Source organism: Gilliamella sp. B14384G10, assembly GCF_016101685.1.
Lineage (GTDB): Bacteria > Pseudomonadota > Gammaproteobacteria > Enterobacterales > Orbaceae > Gilliamella > Gilliamella apis_A.
In genome coordinates this window covers 20,655-43,447 of sequence record NZ_JACFQA010000008.1, presented here as the reverse complement: position 1 = coordinate 43,447, position 22,793 = coordinate 20,655, and the positions used below count along the sequence as shown (strand labels likewise).

The 22,793-nt window shown below is 33.1% G+C and carries 19 protein-coding genes, 3 tRNA genes and 1 pseudogene; 10 read left to right on the top strand and 13 right to left on the bottom strand.

Going from position 1 to position 22,793, the window contains the following annotated elements:
- Nucleotides 1–7: 7 nt before the first annotated feature.
- From H3T54_RS11560 to H3T54_RS11550, 3 genes are all read right to left on the bottom strand, one after another.
- Nucleotides 8–84 (bottom strand) — tRNA-Pro (locus H3T54_RS11560).
- 31 nt (nt 85–115) lie between these two features.
- Nucleotides 116–191, bottom strand: a tRNA-His gene (locus H3T54_RS11555).
- 124 nt (nt 192–315) lie between these two features.
- Nucleotides 316–1,611: a serine dehydratase subunit alpha family protein gene (locus H3T54_RS11550; RefSeq protein ID WP_110448767.1), complete on the bottom strand. Its 1,296-nt coding sequence runs from the start codon at nt 1,609–1,611 to the stop codon at nt 316–318.
- Nucleotides 1,612–1,992: 381 nt separating this feature from the next.
- Here H3T54_RS11550 and H3T54_RS11545 point away from each other — a divergent pair, with 381 nt between their 5' ends.
- Nucleotides 1,993–2,673: a response regulator transcription factor gene (locus tag H3T54_RS11545; protein WP_034901087.1), complete on the top strand. Its 681-nt coding sequence runs from the start codon at nt 1,993–1,995 to the stop codon at nt 2,671–2,673.
- 18 nt (nt 2,674–2,691) lie between these two features.
- Nucleotides 2,692–3,996 (top strand): ATP-binding protein, encoded by a 1,305-nt coding sequence (locus H3T54_RS11540; protein ID WP_110448768.1) that lies wholly within the window; start codon nt 2,692–2,694, stop codon nt 3,994–3,996.
- Here H3T54_RS11540 and H3T54_RS11535 read toward each other — a convergent pair.
- Nucleotides 3,993–4,742, bottom strand: coding sequence for a M15 family metallopeptidase (locus tag H3T54_RS11535; RefSeq protein ID WP_198222632.1), 750 nt, complete (start codon nt 4,740–4,742; stop codon nt 3,993–3,995). The genes H3T54_RS11540 and H3T54_RS11535 overlap by 4 nt on opposite strands.
- A 103-nt stretch (nt 4,743–4,845) precedes the next feature.
- Here H3T54_RS11535 and H3T54_RS11530 point away from each other — a divergent pair, with 103 nt between their 5' ends.
- The 3 genes from H3T54_RS11530 to H3T54_RS11520 are packed head-to-tail and all read left to right on the top strand — an operon-like array spanning nt 4,846 to nt 7,300.
- Nucleotides 4,846–6,036, top strand: coding sequence for a bifunctional tRNA (adenosine(37)-C2)-methyltransferase TrmG/ribosomal RNA large subunit methyltransferase RlmN (locus tag H3T54_RS11530; protein WP_198222630.1), 1,191 nt, complete (start codon nt 4,846–4,848; stop codon nt 6,034–6,036).
- 19 nt (nt 6,037–6,055) lie between these two features.
- Nucleotides 6,056–6,670 carry a hypothetical protein gene (locus H3T54_RS11525; protein ID WP_198222628.1) on the top strand — a complete coding sequence of 205 codons (615 nt, stop codon included), beginning with the start codon at nt 6,056–6,058 and terminating at the stop codon, nt 6,668–6,670.
- 51 nt (nt 6,671–6,721) lie between these two features.
- Nucleotides 6,722–7,300 (top strand): manganese efflux pump MntP family protein, encoded by a 579-nt coding sequence (locus H3T54_RS11520; RefSeq protein ID WP_110448771.1) that lies wholly within the window; start codon nt 6,722–6,724, stop codon nt 7,298–7,300.
- An 87-nt stretch (nt 7,301–7,387) separates the two neighbouring features.
- Here H3T54_RS11520 and groL read toward each other — a convergent pair whose 3' ends face one another.
- The 3 genes from groL to H3T54_RS11505 all read right to left on the bottom strand — a co-directional run bounded on the left by groL (nt 7,388) and on the right by H3T54_RS11505 (nt 9,962).
- On the bottom strand, nt 7,388–9,034 hold the full coding sequence (gene groL, locus H3T54_RS11515) for a chaperonin GroEL (RefSeq protein WP_065613631.1): 1,647 nt from the start codon (nt 9,032–9,034) through the stop codon (nt 7,388–7,390).
- A 47-nt stretch (nt 9,035–9,081) separates the two neighbouring features.
- Entirely contained in the window at nt 9,082–9,375 is a 294-nt protein-coding gene (locus H3T54_RS11510) for a co-chaperone GroES (protein WP_034901049.1), read from the bottom strand.
- A gap of 146 nt (nt 9,376–9,521) precedes the next feature.
- On the bottom strand, nt 9,522–9,962 hold the full coding sequence (locus tag H3T54_RS11505) for an FxsA family protein (protein WP_110448772.1): 441 nt from the start codon (nt 9,960–9,962) through the stop codon (nt 9,522–9,524).
- A 159-nt stretch (nt 9,963–10,121) separates the two neighbouring features.
- On the opposite strand from H3T54_RS11505, the gene H3T54_RS11500 reads away from it, so the two are divergent.
- The 5 genes and pseudogenes from H3T54_RS11500 to H3T54_RS12130 all read left to right on the top strand — a co-directional run.
- Nucleotides 10,122–10,197 (top strand) — tRNA-Phe (locus H3T54_RS11500).
- A 991-nt stretch (nt 10,198–11,188) separates the two neighbouring features.
- Complete coding sequence (locus H3T54_RS11495; RefSeq protein ID WP_198222626.1) at nt 11,189–12,247, top strand: DNA cytosine methyltransferase; 1,059 nt, start codon at nt 11,189–11,191, stop codon at nt 12,245–12,247.
- 4 nt (nt 12,248–12,251) lie between these two features.
- Nucleotides 12,252–13,211, top strand: coding sequence for a restriction endonuclease PLD domain-containing protein (locus tag H3T54_RS11490; RefSeq protein WP_198222624.1), 960 nt, complete (start codon nt 12,252–12,254; stop codon nt 13,209–13,211).
- A 30-nt stretch (nt 13,212–13,241) separates the two neighbouring features.
- Nucleotides 13,242–14,789 carry a restriction endonuclease FokI C-terminal domain-containing protein gene (locus tag H3T54_RS12135; protein WP_198222622.1) on the top strand — a complete coding sequence of 516 codons (1,548 nt, stop codon included), beginning with the start codon at nt 13,242–13,244 and terminating at the stop codon, nt 14,787–14,789.
- Nucleotides 14,790–15,020: 231 nt separating this feature from the next.
- Nucleotides 15,021–15,173: pseudogene (locus H3T54_RS12130) on the top strand (hypothetical protein); the annotation flags it as partial.
- A gap of 185 nt (nt 15,174–15,358) precedes the next feature.
- Here the strand turns inward: H3T54_RS12130 and H3T54_RS11480 are convergent.
- The 6 genes from H3T54_RS11480 to H3T54_RS11455 form a co-directional block, all read right to left on the bottom strand.
- Nucleotides 15,359–16,519: a site-specific DNA-methyltransferase gene (locus tag H3T54_RS11480; protein ID WP_198222620.1), complete on the bottom strand. Its 1,161-nt coding sequence runs from the start codon at nt 16,517–16,519 to the stop codon at nt 15,359–15,361.
- Between the two features lie 1,036 nt (nt 16,520–17,555).
- Nucleotides 17,556–18,491, bottom strand: coding sequence for a hypothetical protein (locus H3T54_RS11475; protein ID WP_198222618.1), 936 nt, complete (start codon nt 18,489–18,491; stop codon nt 17,556–17,558).
- Nucleotides 18,492–18,506: 15 nt separating this feature from the next.
- Nucleotides 18,507–19,538 carry an Eco57I restriction-modification methylase domain-containing protein gene (locus H3T54_RS11470; protein ID WP_198222616.1) on the bottom strand — a complete coding sequence of 344 codons (1,032 nt, stop codon included), beginning with the start codon at nt 19,536–19,538 and terminating at the stop codon, nt 18,507–18,509.
- Nucleotides 19,538–20,485, bottom strand: coding sequence for a hypothetical protein (locus tag H3T54_RS11465; protein WP_198222614.1), 948 nt, complete (start codon nt 20,483–20,485; stop codon nt 19,538–19,540). The genes H3T54_RS11470 and H3T54_RS11465 overlap by 1 nt, the downstream gene beginning before the upstream one ends.
- Before the next feature lie 327 nt (nt 20,486–20,812).
- Nucleotides 20,813–21,682, bottom strand: coding sequence for a fructokinase ScrK (gene scrK / locus H3T54_RS11460; RefSeq protein WP_110448789.1), 870 nt, complete (start codon nt 21,680–21,682; stop codon nt 20,813–20,815).
- A gap of 114 nt (nt 21,683–21,796) precedes the next feature.
- Nucleotides 21,797–22,786 (bottom strand): DUF4432 family protein, encoded by a 990-nt coding sequence (locus tag H3T54_RS11455; RefSeq protein WP_198222612.1) that lies wholly within the window; start codon nt 22,784–22,786, stop codon nt 21,797–21,799.
- Between the last annotated feature and the right edge of the window lie 7 nt (nt 22,787–22,793).

Genomic DNA, 22,793 nt, shown 5'->3' with positions numbered 1-22,793 from the left:
ATTAAATTGGTCGGCGAGAGAGGATTCGAACCTCCGACCCACTGGTCCCAAACCAGTTGCGCTACCAAGCTGCGCTACTCGCCGTCAGAAATTGCTTCACATTATAACTATAAAATGGGGTGGCTAATGGGACTCGAACCCACGACAACTGGAATCACAATCCAGGGCTCTACCAACTGAGCTATAGCCACCATAGAAGCAGGACGAAATATTACGCATAAAAAATAATATTGTCCAGCATATTTTTTAAAAATAATACCAATTGGTCATATTAAAAGCGTTAAAAGGTTATTCTTTTAGCATTTTTCAAAAAAATTAGGCTTTATGCGACATAATATCAATTATCTGAGTGTCAGTTGCTTTCATACTATTGCTAACAATCGCCCCTAAATTATTAATTGAAGTTTCAACACTATCACAAACAATACCTTCATTACCTGTAACACGAATTCGGTTTAGCGCCATTAATACAGCTTTAAATCCGGATGAAACCGAGGTTGAAACTTTCATTGCACAGCTATTTGACGCACCATCACAAATTATTCCAGACAAATCACCAATCATGTTACATATGGCCATATCAACTGCCTCATATTGGCCTTTACCCAGTAACCACGCCATACCGGCAGCCGATCCCATGGCTGCTGTTGAGGCTGCACAAAGAGCTGATAATGGCGGAAATTTACTATGAATATAAATGGCAATGGTATGCGATAAAATAAGCGCTCTCGCTAATTGTTCTGGCGTTGACTCTAAATAATCGGCAACAACAACGACTGGCATAGTTGCAGTAATACCTTGATTGCCTGAACCTGAATTACTCATAGCTGGTAACGTTGCACCACCCATGCGAGCATCTGATGCAGCAGTAGTACGAATAATCACTTTAGACAATAGATCATCAGCTAATAAGCCATTTTTAGTTTGTTCATGTAATGTCGCCGCAATACTTAAGCCATAATCTCGTCTTAAGCCTTCCTGAGATAAGGCATCATTTAATTCTGCTGAGTGTAAAATAAATTCGATATCAGCAAAATCAGCCTGCGAGGCAAATTCATATATCTGTTTTACCGACATCAATTTGATGATAGCCGCATCTTTCGAATCATCTTGCTTTTGGTTATCGGCTTTAAAAATTATTTCGTCATTTTTTTCAATCAAAATCACATTAGTATGTGAGCTTTCAATACAGACGCGGACATGATCATGATTAGTATAAATATTAGCTTCAGAATAAATAGCGGTATTATTATCGGCAATTTGCACATTAATTTTATGCTCATTGAGCATCGTTTTAGCTTGTTCGATCTGTTGCTCAGTAATATTTTTAAGGACTTCAAGGCCTGCCCCAGCATCACCACCAATGGCGCCGATGGCCGCTGCAATAGCTAATCCCACCATACCAGTGCCTGGAACCGTAACACCCATGCCATTTTTCATTAAATTGGGCGAGACATAAGCATCAATGTGGCTAATTTTATTTTTATCAATATATTGAGTTGCCGTAGCAGCAGCTAAAGCAAGTGAGATAGGTTCAGTGCAACCAAGTGCTGGCAAGACTTCATGTTTCACCAATTTGATTAATTGTTGCCACATTACTTGTTGTTCCATTTTTTATCTCCATATTACTAACCGTAATGTTAGCAAGTGAAACGTTTAGCCATGAAATTAAGTGATTATTTTATTCTATTTAACTTGAAAACTGAATGTTAAGCTCACATATTAAAGAGTAAGTGAACATAATTTATCAGTTCAATACTGATTTTATTAATACGTTAAACCACTATAAACAGATTTTTATTCAATCACTTTTTGTTTAAAACATACACGACAAAAATAGACTAAATCTGAAACATCTATACTTAACTGCATAGTAAATAAATTAATCAGGAATAGTTCAAAATATGTAATATTTTAGTAAAACCACCTGACTTTTTTTTTATTATTGCAATAATGTAACTATCAAAAATTAAATAATAATGGCGAGATATGATAAATATTTTATTAATTGATGATGATGTAGAATTATCACAAATGCTTAGCGAATATTTAACCAATGAAGGTTTTAATATTAAAAGTGTTTATTTAGGTAAGGATGGTATTGATGAAGCGCTATCAGGTAAATATCGTGCAGCAATTTTAGATGTTATGTTACCTGATATTAATGGCATTGATGTCCTAAAAAGCATTCGTCAACAATGTAATATGCCAGTTATTATGTTAACTGCCAAAGGTGATAATATTGATCGCGTATTAGGGTTAGAATTAGGTGCTGATGATTACATACCAAAACCATGTTACCCACGTGAATTATTGGCGAGATTGAGAGCGGTATTACGTCGGTTTGACGAACGTTCAGTCGAATTAGTTGATGAGAAAAAATATCATTTTAATGGCTTAACTTTAGATCTACCACAACGACTTTGTACTTGGAACGGTCAACCAATAGATCTCACCTCTACTGAATTTAACTTGTTAGTTTTACTCGTTAAACATAGTGAGCGAGTGGTAACTAAAGAAGAATTGTCTGAAATAGGTCTGGGTCGTGCTCGAGAATTATATGATCGCAGCGTCGATGTTCATATCAGCAATATTCGCCAAAAACTACATCAAGTAGCACAAAATGATGTGACCATTGAAACAATAAGAGCGGTTGGCTATCGTATCCGTTAATCAAGCCATAGGTTTGCTATGAATCGTCGATTATTTTGGAAAATACTGGTTATATTTTGGATAATTTTTTATCTTACTTTCCAATTAACTTGGATTGCTTTCTCTTATTACATAGAAAGTAGAAATCAACGATTCTTAAATCATATGCCGACTAAAGTGGATATGATTGCTCAATTATTGCATGTTGCCGGTGAAGATGAAACACTCAATTTTATTGCACATTTGCCCGAACGTGAGCGAGTTTTATTGTCAATAAAATTGGTGTCTCCGCAATATGATCAAGTTAATATCATCACAGATGAATTAGAACCTAGCTCTTATGTATATCAACGGATGGCTGTGGCACCGGATGGCACCCTCTATTCGGTATCATTTAAAGACGATAAAACCGATCACAGCAATAACAAAAATAAAACTTTATTTAATATGCCGACCCCTATTTTGTTAATGGGGATCTGTGTTGGTTTAGTATTCAGCCTATTTTTAGCATGGAACTTAACTAGACCAATGAAATTACTAAGACAAGGATTTTTCCGTGTATCGCAAGGTGATCTGTCGGTTCGGTTATTTAAAAAGTTAAAACCTCGTCGTGATGAACTGAGTGAATTAGGTAAAGATTTTGACATGATGGTTGAGCAACTCAACATCTTAATATCTGATCGTCAAGCGCTACTTCATGATGTTTCTCATGAACTCAGAACCCCGCTGGCCCGCTTACAACTGGCAATTGGTCTTGCCCAACAAAATAAACAAAATATTGATACAGCTTTAGCTAGAATTGAGTTAGAGTCGCAACGATTAGATCAATTAATTGGTGAGATTCTTAATTATTCACGTGCAGAAATGAATAATCGAACCGATGAATACTTTGACTTAAAAGAGTTAATTGGTGTAGTGGTTAATGATGCCAACTACGAAGCCAATCACCAATCTATTGAAGTAGAGTTTAACTTATCATCCATTAATCACTCTATTGTTAAAGGTAATTCTGAACAGATACGACGCGCAATTGAAAATATTATTCGTAATGCTATCCGCTTTTCTAATGCAGGCCAAACGGTTGAGGTATCATTAAAAGAAGCAGGAAAATATTTACAAATTGAAGTTAAAGATCGTGGTCCGGGTGTCGATGCCAGCAAATTATCGAGTATTTTTGAACCCTTTGTCCGTATTCAGTCAGCACAGTTAGGTAAAGGCTATGGACTAGGTCTAGCCATCGTCAGAAAGACCGTTATTATGCATAACGGCACTATTCAAGCTAATAATCGCGATGGTGGTGGTTTAGTGGTAACAATCAAACTACCTTATTGGCGAAAAAATTAATAACAATCCGGATTAACGGTTAATACATACTCTTTTACCAGACTTTCTAAGGTAATTTTATCGTAACCAGTAAAATTCAGATTTTGCATAATCATCTGTGGATTGCTATCAAGTATTGCTTTATATTCAGCAATATATTGTTTGGCGATTGGTTTATATGACCAATGCCACTCTTCTGGCAAATAGCCCCCTTTTCGTCCCTCACTGAATGGTTGACAAAAACCATATTTCGGTAAGTTTTCACGAAGCCATTGATACAAAATAATTCCCTGTTTATCATTTTTAAAATATTCAGACGATACACTAGTAATATCAATATCTGTTCCCCAATGATGTCTTGATGTACCAGGCATTGAAGATAATTTTAAAATTTGTTCAGCAATTTTTTGTGGATTATTCAACTTAGGTAATAATGCATCCCACTTACGTTGCCAAATACCATTTTGATAGGTGTAATTACGCGTAGCACTCACTACAATAAAAGGAATATTAGGATAAGATTTTTTAAAATCATTATAAGCCTTAATCAACTGCTCAGTTGGTTCCTTCTGTAAATACATACCTTTTTTGTTTACGGGTAATATTGTTGAGTCGAGAGCAATATAATTACTATCTTTTTTTTCATCAAATTGCCCAGTAAGTTTATTTAATGGAATAGATTGTGCCATAGCAAACGTTGAACATAAGAGTAAAGTTAAAGTTGAGCTAAAATGAGTAACTGTTTTCAATGTTATTATTTTTTTCATCATTTAGATTCTAATTAATATTATATTAGCCAGACAGGGTGAAAACCAGTATAATCCTTTCCCTAAAAATTGAAATAGCCATAATGTGTAAAAACGAGGCCATATGTTAACATCAGCTACACACAAATCGTCTGATAATTGTTTGGACGTGACAAATACAACTAATCAAAACACCATCAATGCAACTAACGAAAAAATAAACTTACTTAACTTTACCAGACAACAGTTAAGAGAATTTTTTATTTCGTTAGGAGAAAAACCATTCAGAGCGGATCAAGTGATGAAATGGATCTATCATTTTGGGATAGATGATTTCGATCTTATGACCGACATTAACAAAAAATTACGTGAGCAATTAAAAAAATTAGCTGAAATTAAAGCACCTAAAATTGCCATCGAGCAACGTTCATCCGATGGCACTATAAAATGGGCTTTAGATGTAGGCAATAATCAAATGATTGAATCAGTTTATATTCCTGAACGTGATCGTGCGACCTTATGTGTTTCATCACAAGTGGGCTGTGCTTTGGAATGTAAATTCTGTTCAACAGCGCAACAAGGTTTTAACCGTAATTTAACCGTATCTGAAATTATTGGCCAAGTTTGGCGCGCATCAAATGCCATTGGCGTAACAGGTAAATTAGCCGATCGACCTATCACTAACGTTGTTATGATGGGAATGGGTGAACCTTTACTTAACTTATCCAATGTCGCACCAGCAATGGAAATTATGCTAGATGATTTTGGTTATGGTTTATCCAAAAGACGCGTGACACTTTCTACTTCTGGTGTCGTACCCGCTTTAGATAAATTAGCTGGCATGATTGATGTAGCATTAGCTATTTCATTACATGCACCAAATGATGAAATTCGTAGTGAGATTATGCCAATTAACCAAAAATATAATATGGCAATGTTACGTGATTCAATTTTACGTTATCTTTCAACCTCGAATGCTAATCATGGTAAAGTGACCATCGAATATGTATTACTCAACCAGATCAATGATAGTGTTGAACATGCCCATGAGTTGGCTAAATTCCTGAAAAATGTACCAAGTAAAATCAATTTAATTCCATGGAATCCTTTCCCTGGTGCGCCTTATGCGCGATGTTCAAACACCCGAATTGATCGGTTTATGAAAACATTAATGGGGTATGGATTTACGGTTATCGTTCGGAAGACCCGTGGCGATGATATTGATGCAGCTTGTGGTCAACTTGCTGGCGAAGTTGTAGATCGTACCAAACGAACGCTTTATAAAAAGCAAAATCTTGTTCAACAAACCGCCTAAAATAACCGAGGAGTTGTACATGAAAAACGCATTAATAGCATTAAGCAGTTTGGTCATGCTAATGCTATCAGGCTGTCAAATGAATGGTCGTGAGGATTTTGACCCAGAAACCGCTGCGTTAGCAAGAATGCGATTAGGTTTAGGTTATTTAGCCAAAGCCAATGAATCTGAAGATAACGTTAAAGCAGCACATTATAATCTAAAATTGGCAGCTCAGTATTCACCCAATAACCCTCAAATCATGCTAGCAATGGCAATGTTTGATCAACATGTTGGTGAATATAATGAAGCAGAGATGATTTATAAACGAATCACATTAATGCAACCAGGTAATGGTTTATATCGTGTGCACTACGGCTCCTTTTTATGTGGTAGAGATCGTTACCAAGAAGCGAAACAACAATTTGCCAAAAGTCTAGAACTAGATCGGCACCGCTGGAAAGCAGATACCTATGAGCAATATGGTTATTGTGCTATCCAAAACGGCGATAAGAAAACGGCAGATCTAATGTTTAAACAACTTTTTGCATATGATGCCAGTCGTCGAAGTAATGTAGCAAAAACAGCCGAACTTTATAAAAATAAAGGCGACAACAAGATAGCTAACTATCTATTTTTAGTATCAAAAAAATAAATTATAAGTACAAAATTAAAATTAACATCACTGGAAGCAAGAGTATATATCATGAGTTTTTTGGCTATTTTACTGCTAGCATTAGCCATGTCTACAGATGCCTTTGCGGTAGCGATTTGTCGTGGCGTATCACTAAAATCAACGCCGTTTTTAGGCGCATTAAAAGTGGGGATCTTATTTGGTTTTGTTGAAGCCATCACGCCATTACTAGGCTGGTTAATTGGCTATATTGCCCTACAATATATTGAAAGATGGGATCATTGGATTGTTTTTACCGTCATGCTATTGTTAGGTCTAAACATGATTTATCATAGTTTTAAAGAAGATAACGATGACAACTGTGATGCAAAACCACTTCCTTCATCGAAAAAATCATTTCTACTATTAGTTCTTACTGCGATTTCAACAAGTATTGATGCATTTGCTGTTGGTGTCGGATTAGCACTTGCCAGCGTTAATATTTATATTGCCGCCACCATGATTGGACTTGCAACCTGTATCATGGTTACATTGGGCTTATTGCTAGGTAAAAAAATTGGCTGTTTAATTGGTAAACAAGCATCATTTATCGGTGGCATCGTTCTTATTGTCATCGGTTCAATCACATTGTACCAACATCTCGCTATATAATTTTATTCTTTATTAAACAAATTTAAATATAAAAAAACCACTCACATATTGGAGTGGTTTTTTATTTTGACGGGCTAAATAGGGGAATTACATCATTCCGCCCATTCCTCCCATGCCGCCCATACCACCAGCAGCACCTAAGTCAGCTTTATCATCTTTAGGTAAATCAGTAACCATACATTCAGTTGTGATCATAAGACCTGCTACTGATGCAGCATATTGTAATGCACTACGTGTTACTTTAGTTGGATCTAAAATACCCATGGCAATCATATCACCATATTCTTCAGTTGAGGCATTGTAACCATAGTTACCTTTACCGCCTTTAACCGCATTGACCACAACAGAAGCTTCTTCACCGCAGTTAGTAACGATTTGACGTAATGGCGCTTCCATTGCACGAAGAGCAACTTTAATACCAACGTTTTGATCTTCGTTTGCACCTTTAAGGTCTAAAATTGCAGAAGCAGCACGAACTAACGCAACACCACCACCAGCAACAACACCTTCTTCAACTGCTGCACGAGTCGCATGTAATGCATCTTCAACACGTGCTTTTTTCTCTTTCATTTCAACTTCAGTTGCTGCACCAACTTTAATTACTGCAACACCGCCAGCTAATTTAGCCACACGCTCTTGAAGTTTTTCTTTATCGTAATCAGAAGTTGATTCTTCGATTTGTTTACGAATTTGTTCAACACGTGCATTAATTAATGATTCTTCACCAACACCGTCGATGATAGTTGTGTTATCTTTATTGATAACCACACGTTTAGCTTGACCTAAATCTTCAAGTGTTGCTTTTTCAAGCTCTAAACCAATTTCTTCAGAAATTACAGTACCAGCAGTTAAGATTGCGATATCTTGTAACATTGCTTTACGACGGTCACCAAAACCAGGTGCTTTAACCGCTGCAACTTTAACAATACCACGCATAGTATTCACAACTAATGTTGCTAATGCTTCGCCTTCAACATCTTCAGCGATAATTAATAAAGATTTACCTGCTTTAGCAACAGCTTCTAATACTGGTAATAATTCACGGATATTAGAGATTTTTTTATCCGCTAATAAAATATACGGGCTATCTAATTCAACAGTCGCAGTTTCTGGTTTGTTGATGAAATATGGAGATAAATAACCACGGTCAAACTGCATACCTTCAACAACATCAAGTTCATCTTGTAAACCAGTACCATCTTCAACAGTGATAACACCTTCTTTACCTACTTTTTCCATTGCTTGAGCAATTAAAGTACCAACTGTTTCATCAGAGTTTGCTGAAATAGTACCAACTTGTGCAATCGCTTTAGAATCAGCACATGGTGAAGATAATTTTTTAAGCTCTTCAACAGCTGCAACTACTGCTTTATCAATACCACGTTTTAAATCCATTGGATTCATACCAGCAGCAACCGCTTTTAAACCTTCATTAACGATAGCTTGCGCAAGTACAGTTGCAGTAGTGGTACCGTCACCAGCTGCATCGTTTGCTTTTGAAGCGACTTCTTTAACCATTTGTGCACCCATGTTTTCGAATTTATCTTCTAATTCGATTTCACGAGCAACTGATACACCATCTTTAGTGATAGTTGGCGCACCAAATGATTTATCTAATACAACATTACGTCCTTTTGGACCTAAAGTTACTTTAACTGCATCAGCTAATACATTAACGCCTTTAAGCATTTTAGCACGAGCGTCATTTCCAAATTTTACATCTTTAGCTGCCATCTTCGTATTTCTCCTAAATTCTGTATATAAGTTAAATTATCTGCCAGTTATTCTTGAACAATGGCTAAAATATCGCTTTCTGATAAGATAAGCACTTCTTCGTTATCAATTTTTTCTGTTTTAACGCCATATCCTTCATTGAAAATTACGATATCACCAACTTTAACATCTAATGGTTGAACTTGACCATTTTCTAAAATGCGACCATTACCAACAGCTAAAACTTCACCACGTGTTGATTTACCTGCTGCTGAGCCAGTTAACACAATACCGCCAGCTGATTTTGATTCTACTTCTTTGCGTTTAATGATCACACGATCATGCAATGGACGAATTTTCATTAGTTATCTCCTAGCACTAATTTTTACTTAAGTAATTATTAACAATAAATCATAAAATTATGATATGTATCATATAGTGCATAATAGATGGGGATTAATTTATATTCTTCAAGAGAATAAAATAAAAAAATTTTCTAATTGATTAATTATTCATCATCCTTCCGTTCAAATTCTCCTTCGATCACATCATTATTTACTTGTACATTGCGACTAGAAGAAAATGAATAAACTTTAGTAGGAAGTTTTTTAACAATAAAGCGCACAATATATTCCTGAACATATGGAATTAATAAAATCCCCCCTAAGATATCCGTTAGAAAACCTGGAATAAATAAGAAAAAACCAGCAAATAATAGCGAAACACTGTTAATAATTTCTTCTTTTGGGTTTTGTTGATTAGCAATCTTTTGTTGCATAAGGCTTAAATTTTTTAACCCTTGCTTTTTAATTAATGAAAAACCAATAATCGAGGTAGCAATAATTCCGATTAATGCAAGCAATACCCCCACTGAATTAGCAATTGCGATAAAAAAACTAATCTCACAATAAACATAAATAAAAAATATAATAAAACCAATAACTCGCATACAAAAATTCCTCTAAATATAGAGCGACATTATTTTCAATTAGTTATTAAAATGGTGACAATTAGCTAAATTTCAACCAAACAGTATATATTTTTAAAAATATCTTACAAAAAGGATTGACGAATAATCTCTAATCGTGTTTAATACAGCTTCATTGTTGCCCGGATAGCTCAGTCGGTAGAGCAGGGGATTGAAAATCCCCGTGTCCGTGGTTCGATTCCGCGTCCGGGCACCAATCACCAAATTTTAAGACCTGCTTCTAGCAGGTTTTTTTATGTCTAAAGCCTTTTCCAATAAACCTTGCACCTTATTTCACTATTCAACCGAGTTCAACTTAATTAACCCAAAATCAAGTGAACAATGGCTTTGAACATATGGACTTCTCGACGATATTTTTTAACTAATACGATAAATTAATACCTAATTCCATGTAATATTAATCCTATAATAAAGTAAACCATAATTTATCATCATATTTATTAACCTTAATAAATAAAATCATTCGGCATAAAAACTTGAAGAGTTAAATTATGCTGAATTAGAAATTTATGAAGTAGTTATTGATGTCGGAGATTATGTTAATTCTATTACTGACTTAATTAATTTATCTGATAACTTAAATTGCAGAAAGTGGCTGTATAGTTTAAAAGAACTAGGTAATTTAAGTAACTACTTTGATTATGAACGTTACAGTCATGATATTACACGCTAAAAAAATAGTACATTTTATTCGGATAATTATATTTATTACACTGGTAAAAGTTTTTGTAATGATTATGATGAAAAATGTGTACCAGAAGAGTATTGTGGTGAAATCATTACAATATTTGTATATTTATTGCGAAATCGCCGCAAAAATGATACTGTATTTACTTACAGTGGCGGAGTATTAGGTCGTTTCCTAAGAAACCAAAGGTATAAATTTAACTTCGATTTAAATAACGTTTCTTATGTAACAGATATTAATCCACTATGTTAAATAGAATAGAATTAGATAAAGTGAAAGAACCATCGCCCGAGGTATTAAAAAAGCTATAGGCTCGTTATAAAATAAATTTACTAGAATTATATGAACTTTCAGAATAAATTGATAGTAGCTTATGTATATCTAAAAATCAGAATCCTTTTTATAATTGTGAATTATTGGGTGAGAAAAAATAAATTCGATTCAAAATATAATGAATCTTTTTGCTAAAAAAGATAGGCATGAAACTAATGGAGTTAAAATGCAGTATAAATTAGGTGAGCTATTTTGTGGTCCAGGTGGATTAGCTTATGGGGCAATAAATGCAAGTAGTTTAGACGAAAAACTTACTATAGTTCATGAATGGGCAAATGATTATGACAGAGATACTTGTGCTACCTATGCTCACAATATTTGTGATGGTAAAAGTAAGTCGGTATTTCATGAAGATATAAGAAAGTTAAATATGGAAAATTTAACACCTATTGATGCATTAGCATTTGGTTTTCCGTGTAATGACTATAGTATTGTAGGAGAACAAAAGGGGATTGATGGAGTCTATGGACCCTTGTATTCCTATGGAGTTAAAGCATTAAAACATTTTCAACCTGATTGGTTTTTGGCTGAAAATGTAGGAGGTCTAAGAAATGCAAATGATGGAAAAGCTTTTACGCAGATTTTATCTGAATTAAAAGATGCGGGTTATGTAGTTGTTCCACATTTATATAAATTTGAAGAATATGGTATTCCCCAAGCTAGACATCGAATAATTATTGTTGGAATTAGGTTGGATTTAAGTAAAACCGTATCTTTCAGAGTACCATCCCCTCGTCCTTATTTAAAAGTAGATAATACTTGTAAAAATGCTATAGAAACCCCCCCAATTCCTACTGATGCATTTAACAATGAAATGACAAAGCAGTCTAAAGTTGTTGTTGAAAGATTGAAACATATTTTACCTGGACAAAATGCTTTTACAGCAGATTTACCGAAAGCATTGCAATTGAATGTTAAAGGGGCTAGGATGAGTCAAATTTATAAAAGACTTGATCCTTCCAAACCTGCATACACTGTTACAGGTAGTGGTGGTGGAGGTACTCACATATATCATTGGGAAGAGCCACGGGCTTTGACAAATAGGGAACGAGCAAGATTACAAACATTTCCTGATTCTTATGAATTTTTAGGTTCCAAAGAAAGTGTGCGAAAACAAATTGGTATGGCTGTTCCTTGTCAAGGCGCAAAAATAATATTTGATGCTATTTTGAATAGCTTTGCTAAAATTGATTATGATTCTGTTGAACCTAATATAAGTGAATAGGTAAATGTTTAATCAGGATTTAATTAATAGGATATTGATAGAGCCAATTCGTAGAGGAGCCAATCGGCTATTAATAGTTTCAGGCTACGCTTCTCATACGATGGCATCTTGGCATTTAAAAAGAATTAAAGAATTAGGTTTACCAACAATTGATATAGAATTAATTGTTGGCATGGCCTTATATGATGGATTAAAGGAAGATATTCATCAAGGTTTCAAAGATATTCATGAAAATAACGATGATATCTATTCTAATTTTCAATGTCAGTACATAATTGAACACGCTCCCGTTCACAGTAAAATTTATATTTGGCTAGATAATGATTTACCAACAGAAGCATATACAGGGTCAGCTAATTATTCTCAAGCAGGTTTCAGTTTAGGGAGAAGAGAATATATGACACCTTGTGAGCCTTACCTGGCTTTTCAATATTATAATGGTTTGATTTGTGATGTGATGTTTTGTAACCATAATGAAATCGAAGATTATATTATGTTAAGAGCATCTCATCCTGTTTTAGAGAATGAAATCGAAAATTCAGCTATTATTTTTGATGACAGCATTGAAAATGTAACCCTTTCTCTCTTGGACTCAAAAACTGGTGAAACACACAGGCATTCTGGCCTAAATTGGGGACAAAGAAATGGTAGAGAGCCAAACCAAGCTTACATTCCTGTTCCTTCAAGAATAGCAAGATCTGGATTTTTTCCCCTAGAAAAAAGACATTTTTCAGTTTTAACTGATGATCATAAAAATTTGGTTTTAAGAGTCCAGCAACAAGGTGATAAAGCGATAACAACACCAATGAACAATTCGTTGATAGGAGAATACTTTAGAAATCGTCTAGGCCTTAACAATGGACAGTTCGTAACCAGACAACACTTAGAAGATTATGGTAGAACGGATGTAACTTTTTATAAATTAGATGAAGAACAATTTTATATGGATTTTTCACCGCATTAATAATCAAATTTGTTTCACGGAGAAATATAAGTGCTAAATTATTGGTGGGTAACACGACCTAAAAGACGTTTGAATTCAGTTCCAGAAGTATTGGCAACTTTTTCTGATATTTCATTAAATCAAGAATGGATTGGACAACGAGAAATTCATATGTCATTAGAAGACGCCCTCGAAGAAGCTGGATTAAAACGTACTGGAGATCGGCGAGATCAAACAGGTGGTGGAGGTAGAACCTATAAAGCTTGGTTAGTAAGTTTAGGTTTAATTTTTGTACAAGAAAATACTAAAAAAATAAAATTAACCTTAGCTGGGGAAGCAATAATGAATGGTGATTCTCCAGTTGAAGTATTAAAAAATCAAATTATCAAATACCAGTTCCCTTCTTCTTATTCATTAAGTAGCGGAGTAAATGTTTCGGTTCGTTTTAAAATAAGACCTTTCAAGTTTTTGTTAAAATTATTATCAGATTCTAGAATTGAAAGTTTATCAGAAGAGGAAATTGCAAAAATTGTCGTTGTTGAAGCAGAAAATGAAAGTGCTAAATGTTTTGAATATATTGTTCAACAAATAATTAAATTTAGAAATGATGGTGATGCAATTTTAGCTAAAAATTTTTTTGAAAAATATTCTTCAAGCCGAGGCTCAAAAAATAGTTTTGATCACCTATTAGACATTGCTAACACTATAATTAACTGGTTGGAATATACTCAATTAGTCAAAAGGGATACTGAAGACCATAGGATAAGAATTATTGAGGATAAAATAGATGAGATTAATCAACTGTTGTCTGATTCTCCATTCATTGACCGTCCTGAACAACATGAATATTTTCAAAGAAAATTTGGTGTGGATCCAAAACATCGAAAAGATACACGTAATTTGTTAAATATACATGGAATTTCAACGAGAGTTATTGCAATTAATAAAATCAAACAGGCATTTATTACTGAATCAGTAAAAATGCCAATAAGTAAAATTACTAGTACTCTCATAGACAAAATTTGTGAAAAAACAGGATTTTTACCTGATCTAGTCGAAGATTGCCTACAAGAATTATATCCACAAGGAGCTATTGGTGCTTTTTTGTCAGAATATTTTGAAATGGCTTTCAAAGGTAGAGAGCAAGCCACTGATTTTGAATTAGCAACGGTAGATTTATTTCAAAATGTTTTTGGTTTTACAGCTAGGCATGTAGGACCAAAAGGTTTGACACCTGATGTGTTATTACTTTCTGATGATGAAGGTTATTCGGCTATTTTAGATAATAAAGCATATAGTAAATATAGTATAACTAATGATCATCATAACAGGATGGTCTATAATTATATTGGTCAGCTTAACAATTATTATAATGGTACTTATCCACTTAGCTTCTTTTCTTATATAGCCGGGGGATTTGGCTCCAATATAAATATACAACTAAATAGAGTTGTTAACGAAACCGGTATTAATGGAAGTGCTATTAATATATCTACAATGATAAATCTAGTTTATGAGCATACAAGTAATCCTTATACACAACAACGAATTAGAGATATATTTAGTCTTAATAGAAGAGTATTACAAGCTGATTTATGAGTTAGTTTATTATTTTATCTTTTATTTTTATAAATATTTTATAAATTATTATAACATTGTTTTTTTAGTTTTTTTAATAAATGATTATTGGTAGCATGTATTTTTAGAGGGAATAATTGTGTCAATTATAGGCACCATAAATTTATCTCTATTGAGCTCAAAAACCGGGAAAACACATTTAAGTTTTGTTTTAAATTGGTGACATAGAAAAATAGAGGGCCAAACCAAGCTTACATTCTTGTACCTGTAAACATAGTAAGAACTAGTTTTTCCCCATCAAGTGATGAGCTTTTTGAAATATCATATGATGATGGAAAACGCCTAATATTGCGTTTAGAACAAGACAACGTTAAATTACTGTACAAGAAAATAGTTCAATTCTAGGTAAATACTTTGGAAACCACTAGGCCTAAACAATGGGCAATTCGTAACTAGACAATACTTATCAAAACTAGAGATAGTAAATTTCATTAGATTTTTCTAGGCTTTGAAATTAATTGTTGTCTTGCTGTTTATTTAAAAATGAATGGGATGTCCTACTGTCAATAAATAATATTTAAAATAAGATATCATCCTTGCATTTTTATAAATTTAAAAGAAACATTTTTATCCCAGTTGGGATGACATGATGTTTTTTGTAATAATAATTTCCCTGCTCTATTTATTCTTTCTTTACCTATATCACTGATATATTTAAATCTATTTTTAAATTTTTTGTTCTTAAAATTGCAATGCTCTGGTGATTGAATCATTATAAATTTTCTATTTCCACCATCTTCCGAATTCAATTCCAATGTAGCATGTGCAGTGGTTGCTGAACCAGCAAAAAAATCGAGAATAATATCATTATGTTTTGATGCTATCTGTAATATTTTTTTTATTAATGAAACAGGTTTTGGTGTATCAAAAACTAGTTCATTGTTAAATAAAGATGTTATTTCTTTATTAGCCTGTTGTGTGTGACCGACTTCATCGTATGACCAAAACGTTGTGGGTAGTACTCCTTGTTTAACCTCATTCAAATATCTTTTTAATTGTGGTGCACCAGTACCTTTTTGACCAAAATAAATTCGATTTTCTTGAAGCCATTTATTCATTGTTTCTTTAGATGCTCTCCAACTATTTCCATTTGGAGGATAATACTCTTTACCAGTATTAGGATTAACAATTGGATATACCCTACTAAGAGAAAATTTTTTTACTAATAAATTATCTTGTCGCCAAACACCTTTACCATCGCCATCATCGTTTTTATAAGGTTTATTAAGATTTTCATTCCTAGGCAATAAGTTGATTCTGAAATTACTTGTTTTTTGATAAACAATAATATATTCATGAACAGTGGACATCGTATAAGAATCATTGGATTGAGAATATTTTTTTTGCCAAATAATGTTAGCTATAAAATTTTCTTTGCCAAAAATGTTATCGCAAATTAAACGTAAATTAACTAATTCATTATCATCAATACTAATAAATATTGCTCCATCTTCAGCTAATAAACTTTTGGCTAACTCTAATCTTGGTGACATCATCTCAGACCATGTGAATCCTTTATAATCAGAAAAACAATCATTATATACATAAGAATTGCCAGTATTATAAGGAGGATCTATATAGATTAAATTGATTCTATTTTTATACTTATCAATCAAATGTTCTAATGCAAACAAATTATCACTTTCTATATATAAATGATCTTGATTTATTAATTTGTTAATTTTTTTCATATATAATTATCAAGTTATTAATGCAAAGCAGGTATATAACTATAATTTAATTTTTACACTCAAACCTCCAAAATAATTGAATATAACATTAAAAGCAAGCGAACTTTTGACAAAGAAAGATATACATTTTATGTTTATATTATCAAAACTTAAAAATCACCTTCCCCAGGATATAAATAACATAAGGAATGTTTATGAATAAAAATTATAAACTCCTTTTCCTTCTCATTAACCGATTATAAAAATTTATACTGTAAGCCAAGGTTGAACCTAATTTTTTTGCAATTGGTTCTCATAGTTTATATGAAAATTCTATTTCAAATTTGATGACACTATTTATTGAGCAGAATTCTCATATTCATCCATTCCTGACATGAGTTTTATTATCGCTTTTAGAGTTTCCTGAAATAAATTGTGTTTATCTCAGTGAACTATCAGTAAAAAAAGATGATGACAGATAAAGAGATTAAGTTCCTACGGATACAACTTCGGATACATTCCTCAACCTCAATTCCTCCAACTCAATAATACCAATGCTTTAAGCTGTATCTTCGATTCCGCGTCCGGGCACCAATCACCAAATTCTGAGACCTGCTTCTAGCAGGTTTTTTTATGTCTAAAGCCTTTTCCAAGCTACCTTTCAAGGGATTTTCTTTGTCAACTGACATCAACTGAGATCACCCCATATCAAGTGCAAAATCGGATACAAACTCGGATACATTTGGTTCGATAGTGACGTGTATCTATAAATATTGTTAACTAATTTAATCAGTTAAAACTTTATTAAGACGCTTATAATCTTGACGATAAGCATTGAGGTTTCTAACTAGATAATTAGCAGCAATGATTATTTAATACTATTAGTTGAAGAAATTAAATCTGATCAATTTGTAGTGATATAAATAATAGGCAATATTGATGTATATGTAGTTACTTCTATTACTCTGTTTTCATTGTCGAGACGTTAAGAATTCAAGCGGTATCATAAGTAACATGACATCAAAATTTCAGGGGTTTTGACTACAATTAGTTGTATTTACCACAGCCTTTTATCATCAAATAAACAATTAAAACTTGTTGTATTTGAGATTGGATAAGTGACATAAATCGCTTTGCTAGATTTTTTAGAAGGAAAGTTCATAATTTTAAGATTTTCATAAAACTGATACCCTAAAACATATCCCAATAGATAACCGATAAAGACTTTTTTGCCATCATCTGTTGTTACTTTGTCATTGATAAAAATTCTGGTGTATATATCTAAAGACGAATTTATTTCGGCATCGATTATTTCACTGTCTGATTTTTGTGACATAGAAATAATATTATTTTTAATCCAAGCTAAATAATCGCAAGTGTTATGAATAATATCACCATTTTTTCTATTGAACTTAGGATATTTAAATAGATCTAGTTGTCTAAGACGATTAATTAATGCTTGATGAGAAGTATATTTTCGTAAATTACAACTTTTTGATAAATAGATATTATTAGGGATCTTTGATGACTTTATCTCTACCAAATAAACGTTATTTGCTCGGCAAAACTCAATAGTATCATCAGTTAACATGCCATAATGGCTGGCAAGAATTGTTTCCGTTATTTTTTGCTTAACAAGTGCGATATTGGGATTACTTTTTTCATAGATAAGACCATCAAAAGGAGCATGTTTTTTAAATAAATCAGTCCTAAATTGGTCATAAGCCGTATATGATAATTGTCTCACATTATCATTTTGACAATTTTGGTACTCAATCAAATCAATAAATAATTCCTCAACAATTTTCCCTTGTAGGGTATTTTTATCTATCTCTTTTTGATTTCTGTTTGGTTGCCAAGTATTTTGCGTGTTTTTAGCAATTTTCTCTAAATTTAAGTTTAATTTTTCTAAATCATCCTGATAAGTAAAAATAACGATATTTTCATCAACATTAAAAAATTTAAATCGATTGGTTTCTATTATATTAACCATTGCAAAATTACTTAGTTAGTTCATGGGTTTAACCTTACTTTCAATAAAGTTAATTTCGTTTTCAGCTAAACTATATTTAATATAAAGTTGCTGATCGACATCTGAAATAGATCTACTCCAATCTATATCTGAATTTTTAGTAAAATTTTGCAGCGGAACTTTTGACCATGTGATCTTTGATTGATTATTCTGGGTTGTTTTCATAATACCTAGCATTGAACGAGCAAATTTTGACTTAAGGTATTTAAGTAATGCTTCAGCTTCAAACTCAGTATCAAATTCTCCTAGACTGACAAATGTTTGGTTATGTCCGATTGCGGGAGATCCAACAACTGGTGTACTCAATATCTCTCCAAACGCCCCTGTTCCATTAGCACCTGGCACAAAAACTTTCCATTTATCTAAATTAGCATGATTAGCAATATATTTTCTTTTCAACCAATAATATATACGGGCACCTTTTGTGCGACCGTAGATTTGAATATAATCCTCGTCATCATCTGGCTTGGTGGTAAAAAATATTTCTGGATAGCGACTAAATACACTAGAGGCGACAGCTTTTGCATGAGCCTTATCCGTTCGGCCAATCAAATAAGGATTTTCAATAAACAAACAATCTGTAAATCGATAACTATCGGGGCTATACACAAAATTACTCATATTTTCTTTAGTTATTGATTTAACTTTATGAAATATAGATCGCAATTCCTTGAAAGGAATAAAAGTATCAATTTCACCAAAAATTTTATTTTTATCTCTAAAAATAATTACGATACCGCCTTTAATATCAACATTTGGGAAAACTTCATCACTTTTAGCATTGAAATATTCAATATTGATATGTTTGTCAGTCAGCATTTTCTGATTCCACTTTTTCGGTGTTGCCCCTTGATTTGCCAAGAATCGAGCCGGCGAAATCAACGTGTATTTACTTGCGACCTTTTCAGCTAAATCATAAAAATAATGATATATAGGAACAGCTTGATTATTTTCGCCGACATTCATATCTTGATAGGGAGGATTACCGACAACCACATCGAATTTCATTATCTATCTCCTTCGCCAAAAAAAATCACTTCCCCTATATCCCAATTCATAATTTTTACACGCTTACCGTGGTTTTTAAGCAATTGTTGTGCATTGTTTTCTTGACTAAAAGAAGTTAACTGCTTGTCACACAATGAGGCTTGTTGTTCTGACAAAGGAATAATCTGTTGTAAAGCATCCATCTGGAATAAATTATAGCTAATAACTTCGGCCACATTTTTCAAAAATTCATATAATGGTTCTTCTTGCCACTTAGCAAAATAATAATCACAACATGTGTAAAATAAATTCTCTCGAGCTAATAAAAGCGAGTCGCCATTCCATTCAAAGCCATAACTGGCTTGATAAGCTTTGATAGCGAATCTTTGCCATTCTTTTTTATCATTTATTTCAGCATTGATACGTTTTAGTTTCCTATCAACAAAACCTACTCTTTTTTGCAGTGGTATCATTTGTCCAGAATTCATATCATAGCGAGTAACCATATACGGCGCTTCACCACATGATATTTCTAACCATTTTCGCTTAATATAAGTATCCAAATCATCATTAGCGTATTCTTTCTCAAGAATATCATTTTGTTTTTGCACAACCCAAATTGGTGTAAATACTTCCGCTTTTGATTTAGTTCGTTCTTTTTGCTGCTCTCGCGGTTTTAACGCCCGAGGCATGATGATTTTTGCCATGTTACCTGTGATTAACTCAGGTCTTATCTGAGCAGATGGTGAATAGGCTGTATGGTTATATTGGCTATAATTATCATTGGCCCAAATAATATTATTTATCTCATCAGCTGTAGATGTCGTTCTATCAATTAATAATATGTTGAATATTTCAGGCATTTTTTCTCTTATGTTGTTTTCTGAAATATCAGTAATCTGATAGTCACGATTCAATTGCTCATCCTTATATAACTTATTATTGGGATTAATTATTCTGTTTGGCATACAACTCGTTTCATCCAAAGATATAAATTTTAGATATGTTGATAATAGTTACAGTAATAGATCCTATAAATAAATCAGATTGTTGCTGTAATTTCCTCAAATGCTCCATGTTTTAGCATACAATATTTCATTTAAACTAAGTTTATAAATACTCAATTTAAGGATGCGTATAATTCACCAGTATAATCATTTAAAGCTAATTTATCTAATAACATTGCTTGTCGTGGCCTAGTGAAGGTGGATAATTAAAGGAGAAGATAACAATATTACTTAGTTGGTTGTTATTTCTGAAGAAATAACAACCTAATTATATATAATGCGAATAAATTAATTTTTAATTAATAAGTTTTTGGCGAGTAAAAAATTACCAATTGTTGCACTACCATTATTTTCAACTGACGGTGTTTTTATATATTTATCAATATTTTCAATGGTGACATAATTATTTAATAATCTTTTAAAATGCGTTTTTATTCGTTCTAGCATATGATTTTGGCTCATCACACCACCACCAACAATGACTAACTCAGGTCTAATCACTAAGGTCGCATTTAAAATAGCTTGGGCAATATAGTATGCTTGAATATCCCAAACATCTGAACTAGCATCTAATTCTTGGCCTTTTTTACCCGTTCTTGCTTCAATACTTGGCCCTGATGCTAGCCCTTCTAAACAATCACCATGTAATGGACAAACACCTTTAAAATTGACATCTAACGAATGTTTTTTTATTAATTGATGCCCCATTTCTGGGTGACCGACGCCACCTATAAATACGCCATTTTGAATAGCGCTTCCTCCAATTCCAGTGCCAATTGTGTAATAAACCAAATTATTACATGAGTTTAAATACATTTCACCATAAGCGCTTGAGTTAACATCCGTTGTAAAAAAGATAGGTATATTGAGTTCTTTCTGTATTGGTAAAACAATATTTACATTAGTCCAACCTTGTTTTGGAGTATTCAGTATACATCCATACTGGTCACTAGAAATATCAAGATCTACCGGCCCAAAACTGCCTATTGCTAAAGCATCAACACTATTTTGTTTAAAAAACAGAATGACCTTTTTTATCGTTTCTGCATAAGTTGTGGTTGGAATAGTTTCGCTAATAATTATTTCATTATTTTCATTGCCAACAGCACAAATAAACTTTGTTCCTCCCGCCTCAACACTACCATATCGTTTCATTATTTATCTCCATTAAATATTATTCATTACAGTCAATTAGGGTTATCTGCTAACCAAATTGAAATGTAAATTTTTCATCCTAGTAATTATTAAAATGCCTTACAGTATTTTTGTTTATTATATATTACTTAAATCAAAATGCAGCGACGTCGTAAAACTCTCTAATGGTGCTAAAATCAATCCCCCCTCTGGCTTATTCATTGGCCATCCTAAACCAGGTTCAATACCGAGAACATATTCATTTTGACCAAATTGATTCCACTGTGTCAGATAAGGGAGCTCAGTTGAGTCATATTGACAGTCCAGCGCAATACCAATAGTTTTATTTTCAACCCTAAAACGGCATTTTTTTTCTGGTTTTGGTCGATGAAAATAGACCTGCTCATCGAAAATAGCTTGAGGCGGTAATACATCAAGAAAATGCGCCAACCCCTTATCTGCGACTTCATCTCGGGGTAACGTGGTTACTGTGGGTAGCTTTATTGTCGTATCTGGTGATAATAGTGGATAACCAAAGTTAATATGATATAAAAGTTGAATATTTTCATGCCTAAATGCTTGGTTAGTGATTGTGTCAGTGATAGTAAAGGATGAAGATTTTAATGAAGTAGTTATTGTTCTTTGTAATTGAATATTTTCAGAAAAAAACACAGCTTGACGTATTTTACCCTTCAACTGAATAATATAATCATCATCATCCCAAAATTCATTAATAGAAAAATTTTCTGTACGTAAATTAGAAAATGGGCCATGTAAACCATTAATAGTCGATGGCGGACCAATATGCGTTAATCCACAAGTAGTTAATAAACCACAATGAAAATTTTTTAAAAACTCATATCCACTATTATTCACGCTCTCTGGATTTCTGATCCCTACTTTTGATATTGGCGCAATGGGTATGCCTTTATAACGACATGCTGAAATATCCATTCCTCGATCAGGTAATACAGTAAAACTTAACCCTGCTGCGGTATTAACCTCACAAATACGAGAATTAAAACCAGGGCCATCATTTAAAATAGAACTCGTTGCCCCAGCAATTTGTTTAATATCACCAACATACTGTAGCAACTCTTTAGCAGTCATATTTTTAAACCAACTCATAATAGGC

Excerpts from the sequence above, each read along its gene's own strand:
- H3T54_RS11550 (WP_110448767.1), bottom strand. The coding sequence starts at position 1,611 with ATGGAACAACAAGTAATGTGGCAACAATTAATCAAATTGGTGAAACAT.
- H3T54_RS11540 (WP_110448768.1), top strand. The coding sequence starts at position 2,692 with ATGAATCGTCGATTATTTTGGAAAATACTGGTTATATTTTGGATAATT.
- H3T54_RS11535 (WP_198222632.1), bottom strand. The coding sequence starts at position 4,742 with ATGAAAAAAATAATAACATTGAAAACAGTTACTCATTTTAGCTCAACT.
- H3T54_RS11530 (WP_198222630.1), top strand. The coding sequence starts at position 4,846 with ATGTTAACATCAGCTACACACAAATCGTCTGATAATTGTTTGGACGTG.
- H3T54_RS11525 (WP_198222628.1), top strand. The coding sequence starts at position 6,056 with ATGAAAAACGCATTAATAGCATTAAGCAGTTTGGTCATGCTAATGCTA.
- H3T54_RS11520 (WP_110448771.1), top strand. The coding sequence starts at position 6,722 with ATGAGTTTTTTGGCTATTTTACTGCTAGCATTAGCCATGTCTACAGAT.
- groL (WP_065613631.1), bottom strand. The coding sequence starts at position 9,034 with ATGGCAGCTAAAGATGTAAAATTTGGAAATGACGCTCGTGCTAAAATG.
- H3T54_RS11510 (WP_034901049.1), bottom strand. The coding sequence starts at position 9,375 with ATGAAAATTCGTCCATTGCATGATCGTGTGATCATTAAACGCAAAGAA.
- H3T54_RS11505 (WP_110448772.1), bottom strand. The coding sequence starts at position 9,962 with ATGCGAGTTATTGGTTTTATTATATTTTTTATTTATGTTTATTGTGAG.
- H3T54_RS11495 (WP_198222626.1), top strand. The coding sequence starts at position 11,189 with ATGCAGTATAAATTAGGTGAGCTATTTTGTGGTCCAGGTGGATTAGCT.
- H3T54_RS11490 (WP_198222624.1), top strand. The coding sequence starts at position 12,252 with ATGTTTAATCAGGATTTAATTAATAGGATATTGATAGAGCCAATTCGT.
- H3T54_RS11480 (WP_198222620.1), bottom strand. The coding sequence starts at position 16,519 with ATGAAAAAAATTAACAAATTAATAAATCAAGATCATTTATATATAGAA.
- H3T54_RS11475 (WP_198222618.1), bottom strand. The coding sequence starts at position 18,491 with ATGGTTAATATAATAGAAACCAATCGATTTAAATTTTTTAATGTTGAT.
- H3T54_RS11470 (WP_198222616.1), bottom strand. The coding sequence starts at position 19,538 with ATGAAATTCGATGTGGTTGTCGGTAATCCTCCCTATCAAGATATGAAT.
- H3T54_RS11465 (WP_198222614.1), bottom strand. The coding sequence starts at position 20,485 with ATGCCAAACAGAATAATTAATCCCAATAATAAGTTATATAAGGATGAG.
- H3T54_RS11455 (WP_198222612.1), bottom strand. The coding sequence starts at position 22,786 with ATGAGTTGGTTTAAAAATATGACTGCTAAAGAGTTGCTACAGTATGTT.